The organism is Candidatus Ruminimicrobiellum ovillum (genome assembly GCF_002392975.1).
In the GTDB taxonomy this organism is placed as follows: Bacteria; Elusimicrobiota; Endomicrobiia; order Endomicrobiales; family Endomicrobiaceae; genus Ruminimicrobiellum; species Ruminimicrobiellum ovillum.
In genome coordinates, this window is record NZ_DGIC01000010.1 from 150,544 (window position 1) to 167,505 (window position 16,962).

At 33.9% G+C, this 16,962-nt stretch carries 14 protein-coding genes; 6 read left to right on the forward strand and 8 right to left on the reverse strand.

Features of this window, described 5'->3' with window-relative positions:
* The first annotated feature begins 12 nt into the window (after window positions 1-12).
* From htpX to B2Y85_RS05280, 3 genes are read left to right on the forward strand one after another with little or no spacing between them, the layout of a single operon-like run.
* A complete protein-coding gene (gene htpX / locus B2Y85_RS05270) occupies window positions 13-891 on the forward strand; it encodes a zinc metalloprotease HtpX (protein ID WP_372519430.1) in 879 nt (292 codons plus the stop codon).
* Window positions 891-1,937, forward strand: a complete 1,047-nt coding sequence (gene rlmN / locus B2Y85_RS05275; RefSeq protein ID WP_372519431.1) for a 23S rRNA (adenine(2503)-C(2))-methyltransferase RlmN — start codon at window positions 891-893, stop codon at window positions 1,935-1,937. The genes htpX and rlmN overlap by 1 nt, the downstream gene beginning before the upstream one ends.
* A 16-nt stretch (window positions 1,938-1,953) precedes the next feature.
* Entirely contained in the window at window positions 1,954-2,895 is a 942-nt protein-coding gene (locus B2Y85_RS05280; protein WP_372519432.1) for a patatin-like phospholipase family protein, read from the forward strand.
* A gap of 63 nt (window positions 2,896-2,958) precedes the next feature.
* On the opposite strand, the gene B2Y85_RS05285 is transcribed toward B2Y85_RS05280, so the two are convergent.
* The 8 genes from B2Y85_RS05285 to B2Y85_RS05320 all read right to left on the reverse strand — a co-directional run bounded on the left by B2Y85_RS05285 (window position 2,959) and on the right by B2Y85_RS05320 (window position 14,930).
* Window positions 2,959-3,468 (reverse strand): Spy/CpxP family protein refolding chaperone, encoded by a 510-nt coding sequence (locus B2Y85_RS05285; protein ID WP_372519433.1) that lies wholly within the window; start codon window positions 3,466-3,468, stop codon window positions 2,959-2,961.
* Window positions 3,469-3,790: 322 nt separating this feature from the next.
* Complete coding sequence (locus B2Y85_RS05290; RefSeq protein WP_372519434.1) at window positions 3,791-5,746, reverse strand: ABC transporter permease; 1,956 nt, start codon at window positions 5,744-5,746, stop codon at window positions 3,791-3,793.
* Window positions 5,747-5,949: 203 nt separating this feature from the next.
* Complete coding sequence (locus tag B2Y85_RS05295; protein WP_372519435.1) at window positions 5,950-6,960, reverse strand: efflux RND transporter periplasmic adaptor subunit; 1,011 nt, start codon at window positions 6,958-6,960, stop codon at window positions 5,950-5,952.
* Complete coding sequence (locus tag B2Y85_RS05300; RefSeq protein WP_372519436.1) at window positions 6,957-8,219, reverse strand: TolC family protein; 1,263 nt, start codon at window positions 8,217-8,219, stop codon at window positions 6,957-6,959. The genes B2Y85_RS05295 and B2Y85_RS05300 overlap by 4 nt, the downstream gene beginning before the upstream one ends.
* 275 nt (window positions 8,220-8,494) lie before the next feature.
* Window positions 8,495-11,329 carry an AsmA family protein gene (locus B2Y85_RS05305; protein ID WP_372519437.1) on the reverse strand — a complete coding sequence of 945 codons (2,835 nt, stop codon included), beginning with the start codon at window positions 11,327-11,329 and terminating at the stop codon, window positions 8,495-8,497.
* Window positions 11,330-11,460: 131 nt separating this feature from the next.
* Entirely contained in the window at window positions 11,461-12,168 is a 708-nt protein-coding gene (locus tag B2Y85_RS05310; RefSeq protein WP_372519438.1) for a ZIP family metal transporter, read from the reverse strand.
* Between the two features lie 174 nt (window positions 12,169-12,342).
* Complete coding sequence (gene pyk / locus B2Y85_RS05315) at window positions 12,343-13,377, reverse strand: pyruvate kinase (protein ID WP_372519439.1); 1,035 nt, start codon at window positions 13,375-13,377, stop codon at window positions 12,343-12,345.
* Window positions 13,378-13,553: 176 nt separating this feature from the next.
* Window positions 13,554-14,930 (reverse strand): TrpB-like pyridoxal phosphate-dependent enzyme, encoded by a 1,377-nt coding sequence (locus B2Y85_RS05320; protein WP_372519440.1) that lies wholly within the window; start codon window positions 14,928-14,930, stop codon window positions 13,554-13,556.
* 271 nt (window positions 14,931-15,201) lie between these two features.
* Between B2Y85_RS05320 and B2Y85_RS05325 the strand changes: the two genes are divergently transcribed.
* From B2Y85_RS05325 to B2Y85_RS05335, 3 genes are read left to right on the forward strand one after another with little or no spacing between them, the layout of a single operon-like run.
* Window positions 15,202-16,305, forward strand: coding sequence for an ABC transporter ATP-binding protein (locus B2Y85_RS05325; RefSeq protein WP_372519441.1), 1,104 nt, complete (start codon window positions 15,202-15,204; stop codon window positions 16,303-16,305).
* Window positions 16,306-16,343: 38 nt separating this feature from the next.
* The gene (locus B2Y85_RS05330; protein WP_372519442.1) at window positions 16,344-16,613 is read left to right on the forward strand and encodes a hypothetical protein; all 270 of its coding nucleotides are present in this window, start codon (window positions 16,344-16,346) and stop codon (window positions 16,611-16,613) included.
* A gap of 12 nt (window positions 16,614-16,625) precedes the next feature.
* Window positions 16,626-16,955, forward strand: a complete 330-nt coding sequence (locus tag B2Y85_RS05335) for a YtxH domain-containing protein (protein ID WP_372519443.1) — start codon at window positions 16,626-16,628, stop codon at window positions 16,953-16,955.
* Window positions 16,956-16,962: the final 7 nt, after the last annotated feature.

A 16,962-nucleotide genomic window follows, 5' to 3' on the forward strand; every position in this document is an offset into this window, starting at 1 on the left:
GAGGTATTGGTAATGAACGGAAATTCAATTAAAACTTTTTTTCTGTTATTATTAATGACGGTTTTCTTTTTGTTTATAGGTGAACTTCTAGGCGGAGTCAAAGGTATGCAAATTGCCTTAATTTTAGCAATAGTAATGAATTTTATATCTTACTTTTTTTCCGATTCCATGGTTCTTGCGGCATATAGAGCAAAACCCGTGTCTCAGGAACAAGATCCCAGACTCCACAGCATAGTAACGGAACTTGCCATGCAGGCAAAAATTCCGGTTCCGAAAATTTATAAAATAAACACAAATATGCCGAACGCTTTTGCTACGGGAAGAAACCCGCAACATGCAGCCGTTGCTGTTACCGAAGGCATTTTAAGATTATTGGATGATAGAGAATTAAGAGGAGTTTTGGCTCACGAACTTGCTCATGTAAAAAACAGAGATATTTTAATAAGTTGTATAGCGGCAACTTTATCGGGTGCAATTATGTATCTTGTAAGATTCGGCCTTGTGTTAAGCGGAGGAAGAAACGACAGAAACAATTCCAACCTGATTATCACCTTACTTTTAATGATACTTGCTCCTATTGCCGCAAGTCTTATACAAATGGCAATTTCAAGATCAAGAGAATATATTGCAGATGCCGACGGTGCAAAAATTTCCGGTGACCCTTTGGCACTTGCTTCAGCATTAAGAAAGTTGGCTTACGGTAACTCAAGGCAACAAAACAATGTATCCGAATCTACCGCACACATGTTTATAGTTAATCCTTTAACAGGTAAAAATTTGCAGGGGTTATTTTCTACTCATCCCCCTATAGATAACAGAATAAAAAAACTTGAAGAAATGGCCGGAGTTTTTAAAAACAGTAATCAAGGAACTCCGAAGGTGATATATTAATGGCTAAACAAAAAAAACAATTCTTACTTGATATAGAACCTAAACAATTATATTCTGTCTTAAAACCTATCGTCAGCGAAAATTACAGAACAGACCAAATAATTCAATGGATATACTCAAAAAAAGTTTTGGATTTTGAGGGATTTACAAACATATCCAAAGATATCAGAGGAAACCTCGAATCTTCTTTTACGTTAAGAAGTTTTACCAATGTAATTAAAGATGAATCCATTCTTGACGGAACGGTCCGTTACACATTCAGAACTTACGACAACAAATATATTTATGCGGTATGTTTACCTGCGGACAACAAAAAAACAGTTTGCATTTCCACGCAGGTAGGGTGTCCCGTTTCATGTAAATTTTGTTTATCCGGCAAAACTAAATTTGTAAGAAATTTATCCAGAGGCGAAATTTTGGAAGAAATTTTGCACATAGAAAACGATATAAAAGAAAGAGTGTCCGGTATTTTGTTTATGGGTATGGGAGAACCTATGCTGAATTATAAAAATTTAACATCGGTAATAAAAACTCTTATATCAAAAAAAGAAATGAATATCGGTAAAAGACATATTACCGTTTCTTCCATGGGAATAATTCCGGCAATAAAAAATCTTGCAAACGAAATGTACGGTGTACGGTTTGCGCTTTCACTGCACGCAACCGACGACAAACAAAGAACAAAAATAATTCCCAACAATTTCGGTACAACAATATCCGACTTATTAAATGTTTGCAAATACTATCTTAAAAAAACAAGTTCAAGAGTAACAATAGAATATATTTTGTTGAAAGATTTTAACGATACATCAACGGACGCTCACAGACTTGCAAGACTTATGAAAACAAACGGACTTGTAAATCCGAGTGTGCAGGTAAACTTAATACCTTACAACGAAACTAACAGTTTCGATTACAAAACTCCGTTACAAGTATCAATATTAAATTTCAAAAAAATATTAAAATTGAACGGTATAACGGTAAACATAAGAGAACCTAAAGGTTTGGATATCGGTGCGGCATGCGGACAATTAGGTAAGAAATAAAAAGAGGATAACTTTAATGAAAACAGCAATAGCATTGGGCGGCGGCGGAGCAAGAGCTTTAGCACATATCGGTGTACTGAAAGTTTTGGAATCAAACAATATCAAGTTCGATTATATTACCGGAACATCCATGGGTTCGGTTATCGGTTGTTTGTATGCCGTAGGAGAAAAGCCCGAAACAATAGAAAAAACTTTAAAAGATTATTTTTTCAATAAACTGTTTTCTAAAATGAATATGCAGAAAATGCAAGATGAAAACCAGGTAACTTCCGCAAGAAGTTTGATAAGAAAAGCAAGAGAGTTCGTTAAATACGGTTCTCAGGAAGGAGGCAGCTCATTTTTATCTCACTCTATTTTGGAAGATTTGGTTAATACCGTAATTCCCGATATGGATATATCCGATACAAATATACCGTTTGCTTGTGTGGCAACGGATATTACCAACGGTAAAGAAAAAATATTTACTAAAGGTCCTTTAAGAAAAATCGTTTTGGCATCAGCTTCAATTCCGGGAGTTTTTCCCCCTGTAAACATAGATAACGTTTGGTATACCGACGGTGCACATGTTAACGTTACGCCTGTAACCGTAGCAAAAATGTTCGGAGCGGACTTTGTTTTAGCATCGGATGTTAAAAGCAAACTAAAAACTTTGGAAACTTTACCTGCAAATGCAAAAGATATTATGAACAGATGCAACTTTATTGCAAGTCACTTGTTTTATGAAATACTTATAAAAAATGCAGATGTTATAATAGAACCTAACATAAAGCAAATATCATGGTCTGAATTTAACAAATTTAATTTGATGGTAAACGAAGGTAAAAAAGCAGCGGAAACAAAAATACAGGAAATACAAAATAAATTGAAAAAATATAACACTCCAACCGCAAAATGTAAAAGATTTATTAAAAAAATATTTAATCATAACGACAAAAATTTGAAAGCTGCACTGTTTTAAATTTTTTTACACATAAAAAAAAGCAGAGAGGGTTTTCTCGCTGCCTTTTTTTTATTTTAAGAATTATTTTTTTGCTTTTTTATCTTTTTTAGGTTGGATTTTCTCTTCAACTTTATCCTGTTTATCTTTTCTAAATTTAGCCATCATTTCTTTTCTGCTTTGTTCCATTTTTGTGTACTGTTCAAAAGACAAAACACTTCTTACTTTTAATTTACTTTCAATATTTATTCTTGAAATATCGGCACTCGTTTGTTGAATTTCGGCTGCTAATTTGTTTATAACATTCATATCAATATTTTCTTTCATTAGTTCTTCATCTATCAAATCCATTTTTTGTTTGATGTTTTGTCTTAACTCTTTCTTTCTTGACATATCTTCTTTCATCATTTCGTTCAATTGTGTCTTTTGAGCATCCGTAATGTTTAATTCTTTAGCTATTTTTTCAAAATCAAGTCCCATCTTTTGATGATGCATATGTGGTGGTTCAGGCATATCACCTTTTTCCTGCGGCGGTACCGCATACAAAGAAGTTGTTACCAACAATGCTACTGCCAAACTTAAAATTTTTTTCATGCTATCCCCCTTAAAACTACAATTTATAATTTTTAATTTACAATTATCAATTTCGGTGTCCTTCGGACTAATCTTTATAGATTCACCATATCACTTTATAGCCTACTATCAGTTTAGATAACACATGTATAAAAAAAGTTACAAGCCTTACAAATTACTGTTTCATTAATTACTAATTACTAATTTCTAATTAATAATTGTCATCAATCGATTCGGCGTAAGATTTTGAATTTAGGCAAGGCTTGCCGAAGCGAAGTAATCTATAAGATATTCGTTCGCAGGACACCGAAAACTTTTCACCCTTTCACCTCTTCACCTGTCATTAGTCGTATCTTAAGGCTTCTATCGGTGATAATTCCGATGCTTTTTTCGCAGGCCATAAACCAAACACTATACCTACAATCGCAGAAAAGCCTACAGATAACACAATTGAAAAAGTAGATATAAATGTTGCCCACCCAGCAACTTTAGATACAATAACCGATATTCCGATACCTAAACTCACCCCAAGTATTCCGCCCAGCAAAGACAGTACCGAAGACTCTATTAAAAATTGTAAAAGAACTGCAATTCTTGTTGCACCGATAGCTTTTCTTAAACCTATTTCTCTTGTCCTTTCGCTTACGCTTACAAGCATTATGTTCATAATACCGATACCGCCGACTATCAACGAGATACCGGCAACGGCACCCAACAGCATAGTCATGGTTTGTGTTGTGGATGTAAGCATTTGTATCATATCCGACATATTTCTTATTCTGAAAGCATCCGCCTGTTCGGATGTAAGCTTATTTCTTTCAAGCATTGTTTGCAACAAATAAGTTTCCGTTTCACTCATTTTACCGTCTTGTACTTCAACCGATACCGACGAAACATATTGTGTACCGAACAATCTTTTCATTGCGGTATTTAACGGAACAATTATAATATCATCGCCGTCTCTCGGACCTTGTGCACCTTTCACGGGCAAAACACCTATAACTCTGAACTGTTTTCTGTTAATTTTAATATATTTACCTACGGGGTTTTCATTACCGAAAAGATTTTTTACTACGGTTGTACCTATAACACACACTTTAGATAAATTTTCGTTTTCCGATTTTGTAAAAAATCTGCCGTATTGCGGAACGGCATTTTGTAAATATTGGTAAACGGGAGTAGCTCCCGTAATAGAGGTGTTAGTATTTTTGTTACCGTAAACTATTTGTGCAGAACCGCTGACATTCGGATCTATATTTTTTATAAGTTCCTTATTTTCCGCAAGAGCATCAACATCTTTCAAATATATTCTTCTTGCCACTGACCCGGAAACACCGCCTAACGAAATTCTTCCAGGCATTAAATATAATAAATTGGTTCCCATAGATGTTATCTGTTGTTCGAGTGCCTTTTGCGCACCGTTACCTAAAGCTAACATGGATATAATTGAAGCAACACCTATGATAATACCAAGCATAGTTAAAATTGATCTTGTTTTGTTTGAAATAATTGCTCTTATTGCGGAAAAAAAGTTTTCCGCAAATTCGGCTATACTTAAATGCGAAGATTCTTTTTTTATTTTCAAAGGTTTTGTATCTTTTCTTTCTTTTTTCTTTTGAATTGTGTCGGACAAAACTTGTCCGTCTTTAATCATTATAAGTCTGTCCGCCCATTTTGCAATATCGGGCTCATGGGTAACCAAAATAACACTTATACCTTTTTTATTTAAGTCGGTTAATATCTGCATTATTTCGTTGGATTGTTTTGAAGATAAATTTCCCGTAGGTTCATCGGCAAAAATTATTTTAGGGTCATTTACCAAAGATCTTGCTATTGCCACCCTTTGCTGTTGTCCGCCGGAAAGTTGTGTGGGTTTATGTTCTATTCTGTCACTTAACCCTACCTCTTTAAGTAACTGTTCCGCTTTTTCTTTTCTGTTTTTACCGCCGGAATACACCATCGGCAAAGCAACATTGTCTGTAGCGGTCATTTTATTTAACAAATTATATTGTTGAAAAACAAAACCTATAATTTTCGATCTTAAAAATGCCGTTTGGTTATCGTTAAACTTTAAAACATTTTCGCCGTATATTTCGTATACACCGTCGGTAGGTCTGTCGAGCAATCCTAATATATGCATCAAAGTGGATTTACCGGAACCGGAAGGCCCCATAATGGCTACAAACTCGCCTTCTTCGACGGTTAAGTTTATACCTTTTAAAATATCAAGACGGTTATCGCCGACATTATAAACTTTGGTAATATTTTTTATTTGTAATAATGGTACATGCTTTTCCATTAAAAAAATTACTCCTAATTTTAGGTTATGGGATTAACAACGAGATCCCGCATCAAGTGCGGGATGACACGGCACTGGATTACTTCGCTTCGCTCGTAATGACGACCTTTTTTGTCATTGCGAAGGGCTTTTAGCCCTGTGGCAATCCAGTCGTTGTCGTTCTCAACCTATAACCTTATAACCCTCTATAACCTGACGTTCAACTATTTTTGTGACGGTTTTTGTCCCGATTGTCCGTTATTTAAAATCTCTTTGTTTGTTTTTCTTTTTCCCGGTCCCATCGACAAAAATCCTTTTGTCGTTTCTTTTGTTGTAGCAATATTATATTTGTCTTGTTTAACTAAAATCGTGTCACCTTTGGAAAGTCCTGAAGTTACTTCAACATTGTCTCCGTCAAAAATACCGGTGGTTATTTTATGTCTTGTCTGTTGCATTTCATCGCCGACCAAAACAAAACATTCTCCCTGTTCATCTTCAACAAAACTGTCCCAGGGAATAACTACGGCATCTTTTTGTTCTTTAACTATAATATCTATGTTTGCCGTCATTAACGATTTAAAAAATTCCGGCGTTTTTTCAGGTCTTATTTTTACATAGTATGTAATAACATTACTTACATTTTTACCTTCTTCCAAAATTTGGAACACTTTACCGTTAATGGTAACATCTTTGTAAGCATCAAGAGTTATTTCTGCTCTTTGTCCGTTTTTAATTTTACCGATATCGGCTTCATCTACACTTGCAAGAACTATTAATTCGTCTGCCAAAGCATACAAAATATCACTTGTCGAAATGGTTTGTCCTTCAACAACATTTCTTAAAATTATTTTACCGTTCATCGGCGAAATTACAGGCGTTGCTTTATATGTGTTTTCCCAATCTTTTATATTTTCGTCGGGGTTTGCCCTTACGGCATCAAGTATCGCAACCCTGTCGGAAGAACTTAAATATGCCAACACCTGCCCCTTTCTTACCGTGTCTCCTTCGTTAACTAAAAGCCTGTCTACTCTGCCGGAAACGGAAGGTTTTATTTCCACTCTGTTTAATGCGGACACTTCACCGGTAGTATCAATAATTTCTTTAACATCTGCCGTTGTTACAGTATGAGGAGCATACTTTATTTCAACAACTTTTTCTTTTTTATCTCTAAGTTGGTAAGTTATTATTATCCCGAGTACAAGAAGTACGGTAAAAATTATTGCTGCTTTTTTCATTTTATTTCTCCGTGGGTATCACCCAATAATTTATCTCTTTTAGCCAATGCCAAATTATAATTATATAAAGCGGAAAGATGCGACATTTGGTTGTTAACATATTCCTGTTCAATATCCTGCCAAGTTTGAAACTCCATGGTTCCCGCTCTGTATTTTATTGTTGCCTCTTTCTGTCTTTGTGTAGCCGCTTCCAAAAACATTCCGTAAATTTCTATATTATCTTTTGTTCTTTCAATATCCGCCAAAACTTCTTCCAAACTTGTTTTTGTTGCAAGTATTGTTTGTTTGTAACTTTCCTGAGCTTTTTCCAAAGCAGTATTTGCCGCTTTAACAGAATTTAATGTACTTGTGATACCGCCGGAAAGTATAGGATAGTTAAGTGCTACTCCCACACTCCAATTTTTGCTGTCTGCAGGCGGTATTGGATTATTTTCGTCGGAAACACCTATGGAAGCAGAAGCGGAAATATTCGGATAGAGATTTCCTTTTGTAGAATCTATACTGTATCTTGTTATTTCAACCGACGACGATGAAAGTATTACATCCGGGCAATTTGCCACCGCATTATCAACATCAACTTTTGTGTTATCATCAACTTCTTCCAATTTATAATCTACCATACATACCGAAGACAGTTCCGTTCCCAAATTTTGTGCAAGCGTTCTTCTTGCGACAGCCAAATCTCTTTTGGCATTAGACACATTTACATAAGCTGACTGTTTTTGTGCCTGTGCTCTTAACATGTTACCTTTGCTTTCTTTACCGCCTTCGTATTGTAACCTGACAATATCGGCAGACTGTTTTCTCATGTTATAAATATTTTCCAAAAGAGTAATATTTTCCTGAGCATAACACATTTGCAAAAAAGCTTGTCTTATGGAAAAATAAACATCCGATGAAGATTTTGTAAGTTGTGCAACGGTTTTATTTATTGTCGCTTTTTGGCTGTGTATTTGTGCGTTGGACTGAAAATTGTATATTGTTTGTGATGCATTTAAACTTGCACTCCAATTGTTTGCCGTGTGCCCGTTACCCGACCTTGTAAATCCGTACCTGAAATTTACGGACGGATAATATTTGTTTAATATAACATTGTAATCGTATTCGGCAATTTTCAAATCTTGTTTTGCCATCACAAGAGTATTGTTTGTTTTGTTTGCAATATCAATACAATCCTGCCAGGTTAAAGTTTCGGCAAACAAACAATGCAGCGAGCCCGCCGAACAAAATAATAATAAAATATATAAAAATTTCTTCATTAAAAAATTACTCCGTAATTTTTTTGATTATTGGATTATCGGTTTATCGACAACTGCTTTTAACTACAAGAGCCCGGATCAAGTCCGGGATGACAAAAAACTATAACCTTATAACCCTATAATCTTATAACCTGTCATTAAATTAGACTATAAATATATCAAAAAAGTTACACTATTGTAATATTTGTAAATAATATCAATTTTTGTTGCTTTCTACAACAAAAAACGGGGGATTTTCCCCCGTTTTTTACTATTTAATTACCAATTACTGATTTCTAATTGTTATCTGCGGTTTCTTCTGTTTTTGGTTCTTCCTGCTTTGTTTCCTGTGATGTTTCCTGAACAGTTTCCTGTTTAGGTTCTTCCTTTACGGTTTCTTGTGTATTTTGTTCTTCCTGTTTAACTTCCTGTACAGGTTCCTGCTTTGTTTCTTGAACTGTTTCTTGCTTTATTTCATCCTGCTTTGCATCTTCTTGTTTAACGGTTTGTTTTTCTTGCTGTGCAGCAGTTTCCTGTTGTGATGATGTTGTTGTTTCTTGTTTTTTTGTTTCTTCTTTCTTATTGGATTTTCCGAACAATCCCATTAAAGCATTTGTAACATTTTTGTCACCTAAAGCACTTACTACGGCCGCGGCAACATCGTAAGAAATTTTCGGATCGGACATTGTTCCTTTAATTTTCATTCCGGTATAATCACCGGCAGTTACTGCAAGGTTTAATGCTTCTGTTTTTAAATCCACCGTTCCGCCGGCAATAATTTTTGCGGTAGGAATTTTTATTGAAACATCATTTGTTTTTATTGCACCGTCGGTAAACAATACATCACAAGCGACATTTTGAAAACTTATATCGTTTTTACTGTTCGCTTTTGTTTCTTCGGTTCTGTTATTGTTTACAATATTAAACAACAACAAAAATGTTTTAGCGATTTTGTTTTCGGTTAACTTGTTAACATTGGAAATCGTTCCCGCACCGATATTTAAAGCAAATGTTCCGTTAGTTTTTTTGCATGTGCTTGTTACTGTTTTAAGTGCGGTTTTTAGTGTAGCTTTTTTGCTTACCAAATAAGGAACATTTATTTCGTTTATTGTTATATCTGTATAAATATTATAATTAAAATCCGAAGATGATGATGATTTTGTTGTTGTTGCTTTTTTCTCTTCTTTTTTAGTTTGTTGTTTAGAATTTGATTTTGTATCTTCAACAATTTTTAGTTTGTCCATATTGAAGTTTAACTTTATATCTTTATTTATTAAAGAACCGTTACCTTCGAACTTACCTTCGTTGAATATACCGTTAATAGTTTTTATTACTATATTCTTTTTGGATTTTGCAGTTGCTTCCAAATTAAGCTTGGAAACGGAAGCCATAGGCAGATATTCAAACGCCACATTGGAACAAGTTAAGTTACCTGAAAAATCGTTGTTTGAAACTTTGGCATCGGAAACGATTTTACCTTTCATTTTATATTCGGGGAAATTTTTTGCAATGTTATCCAACAACAAGTTAAGGTTTAATGCTAAATTGTAAACGAAATTCTTTTCGTTCTTCCAATTAAGTAACCCTGTAACATTCGCGGATGAATCGGGAAGTTTTATATTTAATTTTGTTATGTCGGCTGCCTTAGTATTTAAATTAAAACTTAAAATTGTATCGATATCGAGTGTAGGAAGTATAAATTTTACAGGACTTTTATAAAAACTTTTAAATGTGCTATCCGTAATATTTTTGGATTTTAAATTTAATGTAAGTGCGGACCGTAACTGTTTTGTAAGTTCCCCCACCAAAGAAATGTCTGCATCGTTATACTTTAAAGATAACTGTTTAATGTTGAAAGCAAGAGAATCTATAGAGAGTGTTGAAAAGTCTGCTTTGTATAACGGAGAACTGTTTTCGGCTTTAAAATAAATATTCGTATTTAAGTTTGAAACTTTACCGTATTCCGAATCGGAAGAAATGTTTTCAAAAGCAAATGTTCCCTCACAAAAGTTTTGAGTTGCTTCCGCATTTGTTTTGAATCTTCCCGTTAAATTGTATTCCGGAACAAGTTTTGCGAAGTTATCTATAAGTAAATCGAGATTAAGTTTTAAATTATATTCCACATCTTGTTTGCCCCAATCTATTGTTCCTTCCAAATCCGCGGTTGAGTTCGGTAAAACCAAACTTAAACTTTCAATATCCGCATTCATTGAAGAAATGTTTACTACCGATTTTGTTTTAAATGTTATTTCATCTGCTTTAAATTTAGTTTTACATTCGAAGAAATCTTTAAAAGTTTGTTCATCTATATTTTTCAATATAAGATTACAATCTATTTTGGGAGCATTTATATTTTCTATTTTACCTTGCAAACTTATTGTTGCATTATTAAAGTTTGTTTCAAAAGTTTCAACATCCAAATACAATTTATCCATATCGAAATTGTTTAAATTCGTTTTAAAATTTGCTTTTAACGGTAAAGAAATATTAAGTTTGTTTTGTTTAACCGCCAAATCGAAAGAAGTTTCACAACCGAACATATCGGTAAGCGAAAAATCTTTTGTTTTTAAGTTAAAGTTTTTAATACTTGCTTCCAAATTTGATGTTTTATCTATATATGTTATATTTGCATTTTTTATATTGAAACGATGTATGTTTAAATCGAACGAACCTGACGAACTTTTTGTATCGGAAACTTGTTCTTTCTTTTGTTCTTGTTGAGATTGTTCGCTTTGGGACGATTTTATTATATCGTCAAAATTGAAAAGGCCGTTTTCATCTTTTGTTATGTTTATATCTATGGAATCCAACAAAATTTTACTTATTTTTACTTTCTTTGCAAGTAACGGAAGCGGTGAAACTTTTACTATAAAATCGTCCGCTTTTATAAATGTTCCGTCGTTAAGTGTAGATTTTTCCGACATTTTAAAATTCTTTAAATCTATACCGATAAGTTTAATTGAAAGTTTGTCGAATGTAACTTCTCTGTTAAAATTGGTTCTTGCATAATCGGCAACCAAAGTTTTTACTTTGTCTTCCGGCAAAAATACTTTTATTGCTATAACCGCAGCAATGGATAAAACTACAACTAAACCTGCTAATGAAATCAAAAAAATTTTTATTTTTTTCATGATGACTTTCCTTAAAAATAGAATAATATTAATAATATCAACTGATAATTATAGATTATAAATCAAAAATTGTAAATTGCCGTTTTGGTCGTTAATTATAAATTGTAAATTATAAATTATAAATTGTCGTTTTAGTGGGCGATGTGACCTAAGAAAGAAACGATTATTACACCCAACAATAAACAAAGTCCCGCTTTTTTGTTGGATGCTTTATGTGTTTCCGGAATGAGATCCGCTGCGGACAAATAAATAAATGTTCCTGCGGTAAATGCCAAGAAACTGCCTATTAAATGTGCTATTTGGTTGGAAAAGAAAAGACCTACCAATGTTCCTACAGGAGTAAATATTGCTACCGTTAACGAATAACATATTATTTGTTTTATCGATTTGTTTGAATGCATCAAAATTCCCGTAATAGTTACACCGTCGGGTAACTTGTGCAACATTATTGCTATTGTTGTCATAAGTCCTATATAAGCATTTGCTCCGAATCCTATACTTATAACTATACCGTCAAAAAAAGAATGTAATGATAAACCGAAAGTGGAAAGTGTTCCCAAATGAACATGACAATGATCGTCGTGACAAGGATGAAAAAATATAAAATGTTGAATTGCAAACATAAACAAAAAACCGACAAAAGCATAAATTATTGCGTTAGGATTATGCTCCACCGATTCCGGTAACAAATGAACAAATGCTATGGATAACATAACACCCGCAGCAAAACCTATTAACAATATGGAATTTTTTCTTGCCCATTCGGAAAATTTTAACACCACAAATGTTCCTATAAGCGCGGAACTCATTGCTAAAAGAGAAAATAATAATTGTTTCATTAAAAAAATACTCCGTAATTTAGTTTAAAGGGTTAATAGGTGAAAGGCTTAAAGGTTTTAACAATAACTGCAAGCTCTTATACCAAGTATAGAACAAAAAAACTATTCATCCTTTCACCAACAAATTGTTTACAATTTGTGTTCACCTTTTCACAAAAATTTGCTCCGCAAATTTTAAACTAACGGTAATCTGTAAATATTTTTTTCGGTAAATTTTATAATATTGCCCATCATTTCAACTGCTTTTTCGGGATATTTTCCTACGGCAGTTTCCGCAGACAACATTACAAAATTGCTGCCGTCTATAATTGCATTTGCAACATCGCTGACTTCAGCTCTTGTAGGAACCGGATTTTCCACCATACTTTCAAGCATTTGTGTTGCCGTTATAACAAATTTATGTCTTGATCTGCATTTTCTTATTATATATTTTTGAACTACGGGAACCGTCCATAACGGAATGGATATTCCCATATCGCCCCTTGCAACCATTATACCGTCGCAAACATCTAAAATTGAAGCAACATTATCTATTCCTTCTCTGTCTTCGATTTTTGCCACAAGTTGACATTTCGGATGTTGTTGTGAAACCACTTTTTTCAAATATTTCATATCGGATTTGTTTCTTACAAAAGAGTTTGCAATATAATCAAGTTTGTTTTTTATTGCAAATTCAATATGTTTTTTATCGTGTTCTTCAATCTCCGGGAAATGTAATTTTGCGGCAGGTATGTTTATACCTTTATGTTCTTTTAAAAGGTAATCCATTCCAACTACTGTTGTAACGGAATCTTTACCGGCAGATACAACGGTAAGTTTTAAGTTGCCGTCATCGATAAATATTTCAAGTCCTTTTTTCAAATCGGACATAGGACCGGAATAATCTATTGAAAGAGTTTTTGAGTTTCCTATAAGTTTTTTGTTGGTTAGTACAACCTTTTGATCTTTTTTCAGTGCAACAGGTTTTCCGCCTTCCAACATACCTATTCTTATTCTGTGTCCTTCCAAATCACCTAAAATTTTAATGTTTCTTTTATACTTCTTGTTTACGGATCTTATTAAAGCAATATCTTTTTCGTATTGTTCGAAAGTTCCGTGAGAAAAATTGAGTCTTGCAACGGTCATTCCGTTATCGGAAAGACTCTTTATTATTTTTGCAGACCTTGTGGAAGGTCCCATTGTACAAATAATTCCTGTCTTGTTAGCCATAATAAAAATACTCCATATCTTTGCTTAAATGGTGAATAGTTTAAAGGGTTTTACGATAACTGCTTTTAACTATGAGATCCAGCATCGAGTGCGGGATGACAAATTTTTCACCCTTTCACCAACGAATTGTAAAACAATTCGTGTTCACCTTTTCACCAAATTTTGTTTTACAAAATTTACAAGTTTACTTTCGGTAAATCTTTTAATGCTTTTTGAACTTCTTCTTCGGAATAATTGCAATCCTGAATTTTTCCTGCCAAATATTGTTCGTAAGCGGTTAAATCAAAATGTCCGTGACCTGACAAATTGAACAATATAGTTTTAGATTTGCCTTCTTCTTTTGCTTTTAATGCTTCGTTTATTGCTACTCTTATTGCATGAGAAGATTCCGGTGCGGGAAGTATTCCTTCGCATCTTGCGAAAGTTACCGCCGCTTCAAAAACTTCTCTTTGTTTTACCACTACGGATTCTGCAAGTTTTTCTTTTACTATTGCAGAAACCAAAGGTGATGCTCCGTGATATCTTAATCCGCCGGCATGTATACCGCTCGGCATAAATGTATGACCTAATGTATACATCTTGAATGCAGGTGTAAAACCGGATAAATCACCGTAATCGTAAGCATATACACCTTTGGAAAGTTTAGGACATGCCGAAGGTTCAACAGCTATTGCTCTTAAATCTTTGTGTGTTCCGTTTATCTTATCCATTATGAAAGGAAATGCCAAACCGGAAAAGTTTGAACCGCCGCCCAAACAAGCTATTACTATATCAGGATATTCATCTATAACTTCCAATTGTTTTTTTGCTTCCAAACCTATAACCGTTTGGTGCATTGCAACATGGTTTAATACACTGCCCAACGAATATTTTGCATTTTTGTGTGTTAAAACATCTTCTATTGCTTCGGATATTGCTATACCTAAAGAACCCGTGCAGTCAGGATCTTTTTCCAAAACTTTTCTTCCCGCTTCGGTTTGCATTGAAGGACTTGCAAATACATTTGCTCCGTAAACCTGCATTAGTGATTTTCTGTATGGTTTCTGTTGGAACGAAACTTTCACCATATATACCACACATTCAATACCGAACATTTTACAAGCCATAGCAAGAGCCGAACCCCACTGACCCGCACCGGTTTCGGTTGCTATTCTTTTTGTTCCGGCTTTCTTGTTGTAATATACTTGTGCTATTGCGGAATTGGATTTGTGGCTGCCCGAAGGGCTTACACCTTCATTTTTAAAATATATCTTTGCAGGCGTATCCAAAAATTTTTCAAGATTTGTTGCTCTTACAAGCGGAGAAGGTCTCCATATTTTGTAAGCGTCTCTTACCTGGTCGGGAATATCTATCCATCTTTCCGTACTTACTTCCTGTTCAACTATTTCTTCGGGAAAAATTTTGCACAAATCTTCTTTTGTTGCGATTTTTCCGGTTTTAGGATTAAAAGCCGGTTCCAAAGGATGAGGCAAATCCGCCTGTATATTGTACCATTGTTTAGGTATATCTTCTTCACTTAAAATTATTTTTTTACTGTTACTTAATTTTGACATAATAAATTTCCCCTTTTGAGTTTTTTTCGGTTAAAAATACTGAAAACTGTACACTGTTCACCATCGAAACTCAAAATTCTTTTGAAACGAAAAATTTTGTATATAAGTTTTGTTATATTCGTAAAACATATCTTTTTATTTTACATTATATAGGAAGAAGTGTCAAACCACCAAAAAATCGCTGCAAGCAATTTTTTGTTGACTATCTTTTTTCAAAAGTATATAATTTTATTCTAACAATCGTATTTTTGTAGCTGTTTTGGAGGAATTAATGGCCGAAATTATTTTAAAGAATGTATACAAAAGTTATGGCGATGTTAAAATCGTTAAAGATTTTAACTTGGAAATTAAAGATAAAGAATTTTGTATTCTCGTAGGACCTTCCGGTTGCGGTAAAACCACAACTTTGAGAATGGTTGCAGGTCTTGAAGATATTACCGCAGGTGATATATTTATAGACGGCAAAAGAGTTAACGATGTTCCTCCAAAAGACAGAGATATAGCAATGGTTTTCCAGAACTATGCTTTATATCCTCATATGACAGTTTACCAAAATATGGCTTTTGCTTTAAAACTTAAAGGTTATGATAAAGCGGAAATAGATAAAAGAGTTAAAGAAGCTGCCGACATTTTGGGTATTGCCCACTTGTTGGACAGGAAACCAAAACAACTTTCCGGAGGACAAAGACAGAGAGTTGCAGTAGGCAGAGCAATTGTAAGAAAACCTAAAGTATTTTTATTCGATGAACCTCTTTCCAACCTTGATGCAAAGTTAAGAGTTCAAATGAGAGCCGAATTAAAAAAATTGCATGAAAGATTACAAAGTACAATGATATATGTTACACACGACCAAACGGAAGCTATGACAATGGGTGATAAAATTTGTGTAATGAAAGACGGTATTATTCAACAAATCGCAGGTCCGTTGGAACTTTATGATAAACCGGCAAACAAATTTGTTGCAGGTTTTATAGGAACACCTCCGATGAATTTCTTCAATGTTGAAGTATATAAAGAAAATGACGGTTTAGTATTAAAAGAAGGTTCTTTTGATGTTAAAGTTCCCGACTTTATGAAAGATAAAGTTGAACCGTTTGTTAATCAAAAAATCGTTATGGGTGTAAGACCCGAAGATATTTACGATAAGCTTTTTGCAAGTATTTCCCATCAGGTAGTCAGCGGATTTTCCGCAACGGTAGATATAGTTGAACCTTTGGGAAGCGAAATTTATTTGCATTTTAATACAGGCAAAAACATAATGGTTGCAAAAGTGGATTCAAATAATAAATCGAAACCCAACCAGGTTATCGAGTTGGTTTTTGATTTGAAAAAGATTCATTTATTTGAACTTGAGTCCGGAAAAACAATTATATAGTTGAAAAAAAAATATTTTTTTGGTAGAATTTAAAAGATATGAACGAAATAATTACGGTTTGTATAGTTTTGTTGACAGTAGCACTTATAGTTGCGATAATTTATCTTATACTTACTTTGGTTCAAGTTGCGAAAACAACAAAAAAGTTAGAAGAAACTATAGACAAAGTTAATGTTGAATTAGATTCTGTTCATAAAGTTTCCGAAGGTGTTATGGAAGTTGCAAGCTTTTTCCCGAAGGCTTGGGTTAAGATAGTTGCAACAGTTTTACCTGCAGCAACAGCTATGATCTTTAGAAAAAAGAAGTAGGAGGCATATTATATGGATAACAGAGATAGTGGTCTTTTTGCTTTTTTATTAGGTGCAGTTGTAGGTGCGGCAGCAGCTTTATTGTATGCTCCCAAAACAGGAAAAGAAACAAGAGCTCATTTGAAAAAATTAACAGAAGATTTCGTTGAAGATGCAGGCGAAGTTGGAACGGATTTAAAAGAAAAAGGCAAGAAATTTGTTGCCGAAAGCAAAACAAAAGTTTCAGAGTTTGTAGAAAAAGGTAAAGCAAGATATTCAAAAGCTTTTAAGAAACAAGCTCCGGCGGTTGAAGAAGAAGTTGCTCCGGTTGAAGAAAAATCGGAAGATCTTATACAAGAATAAGAAGTAA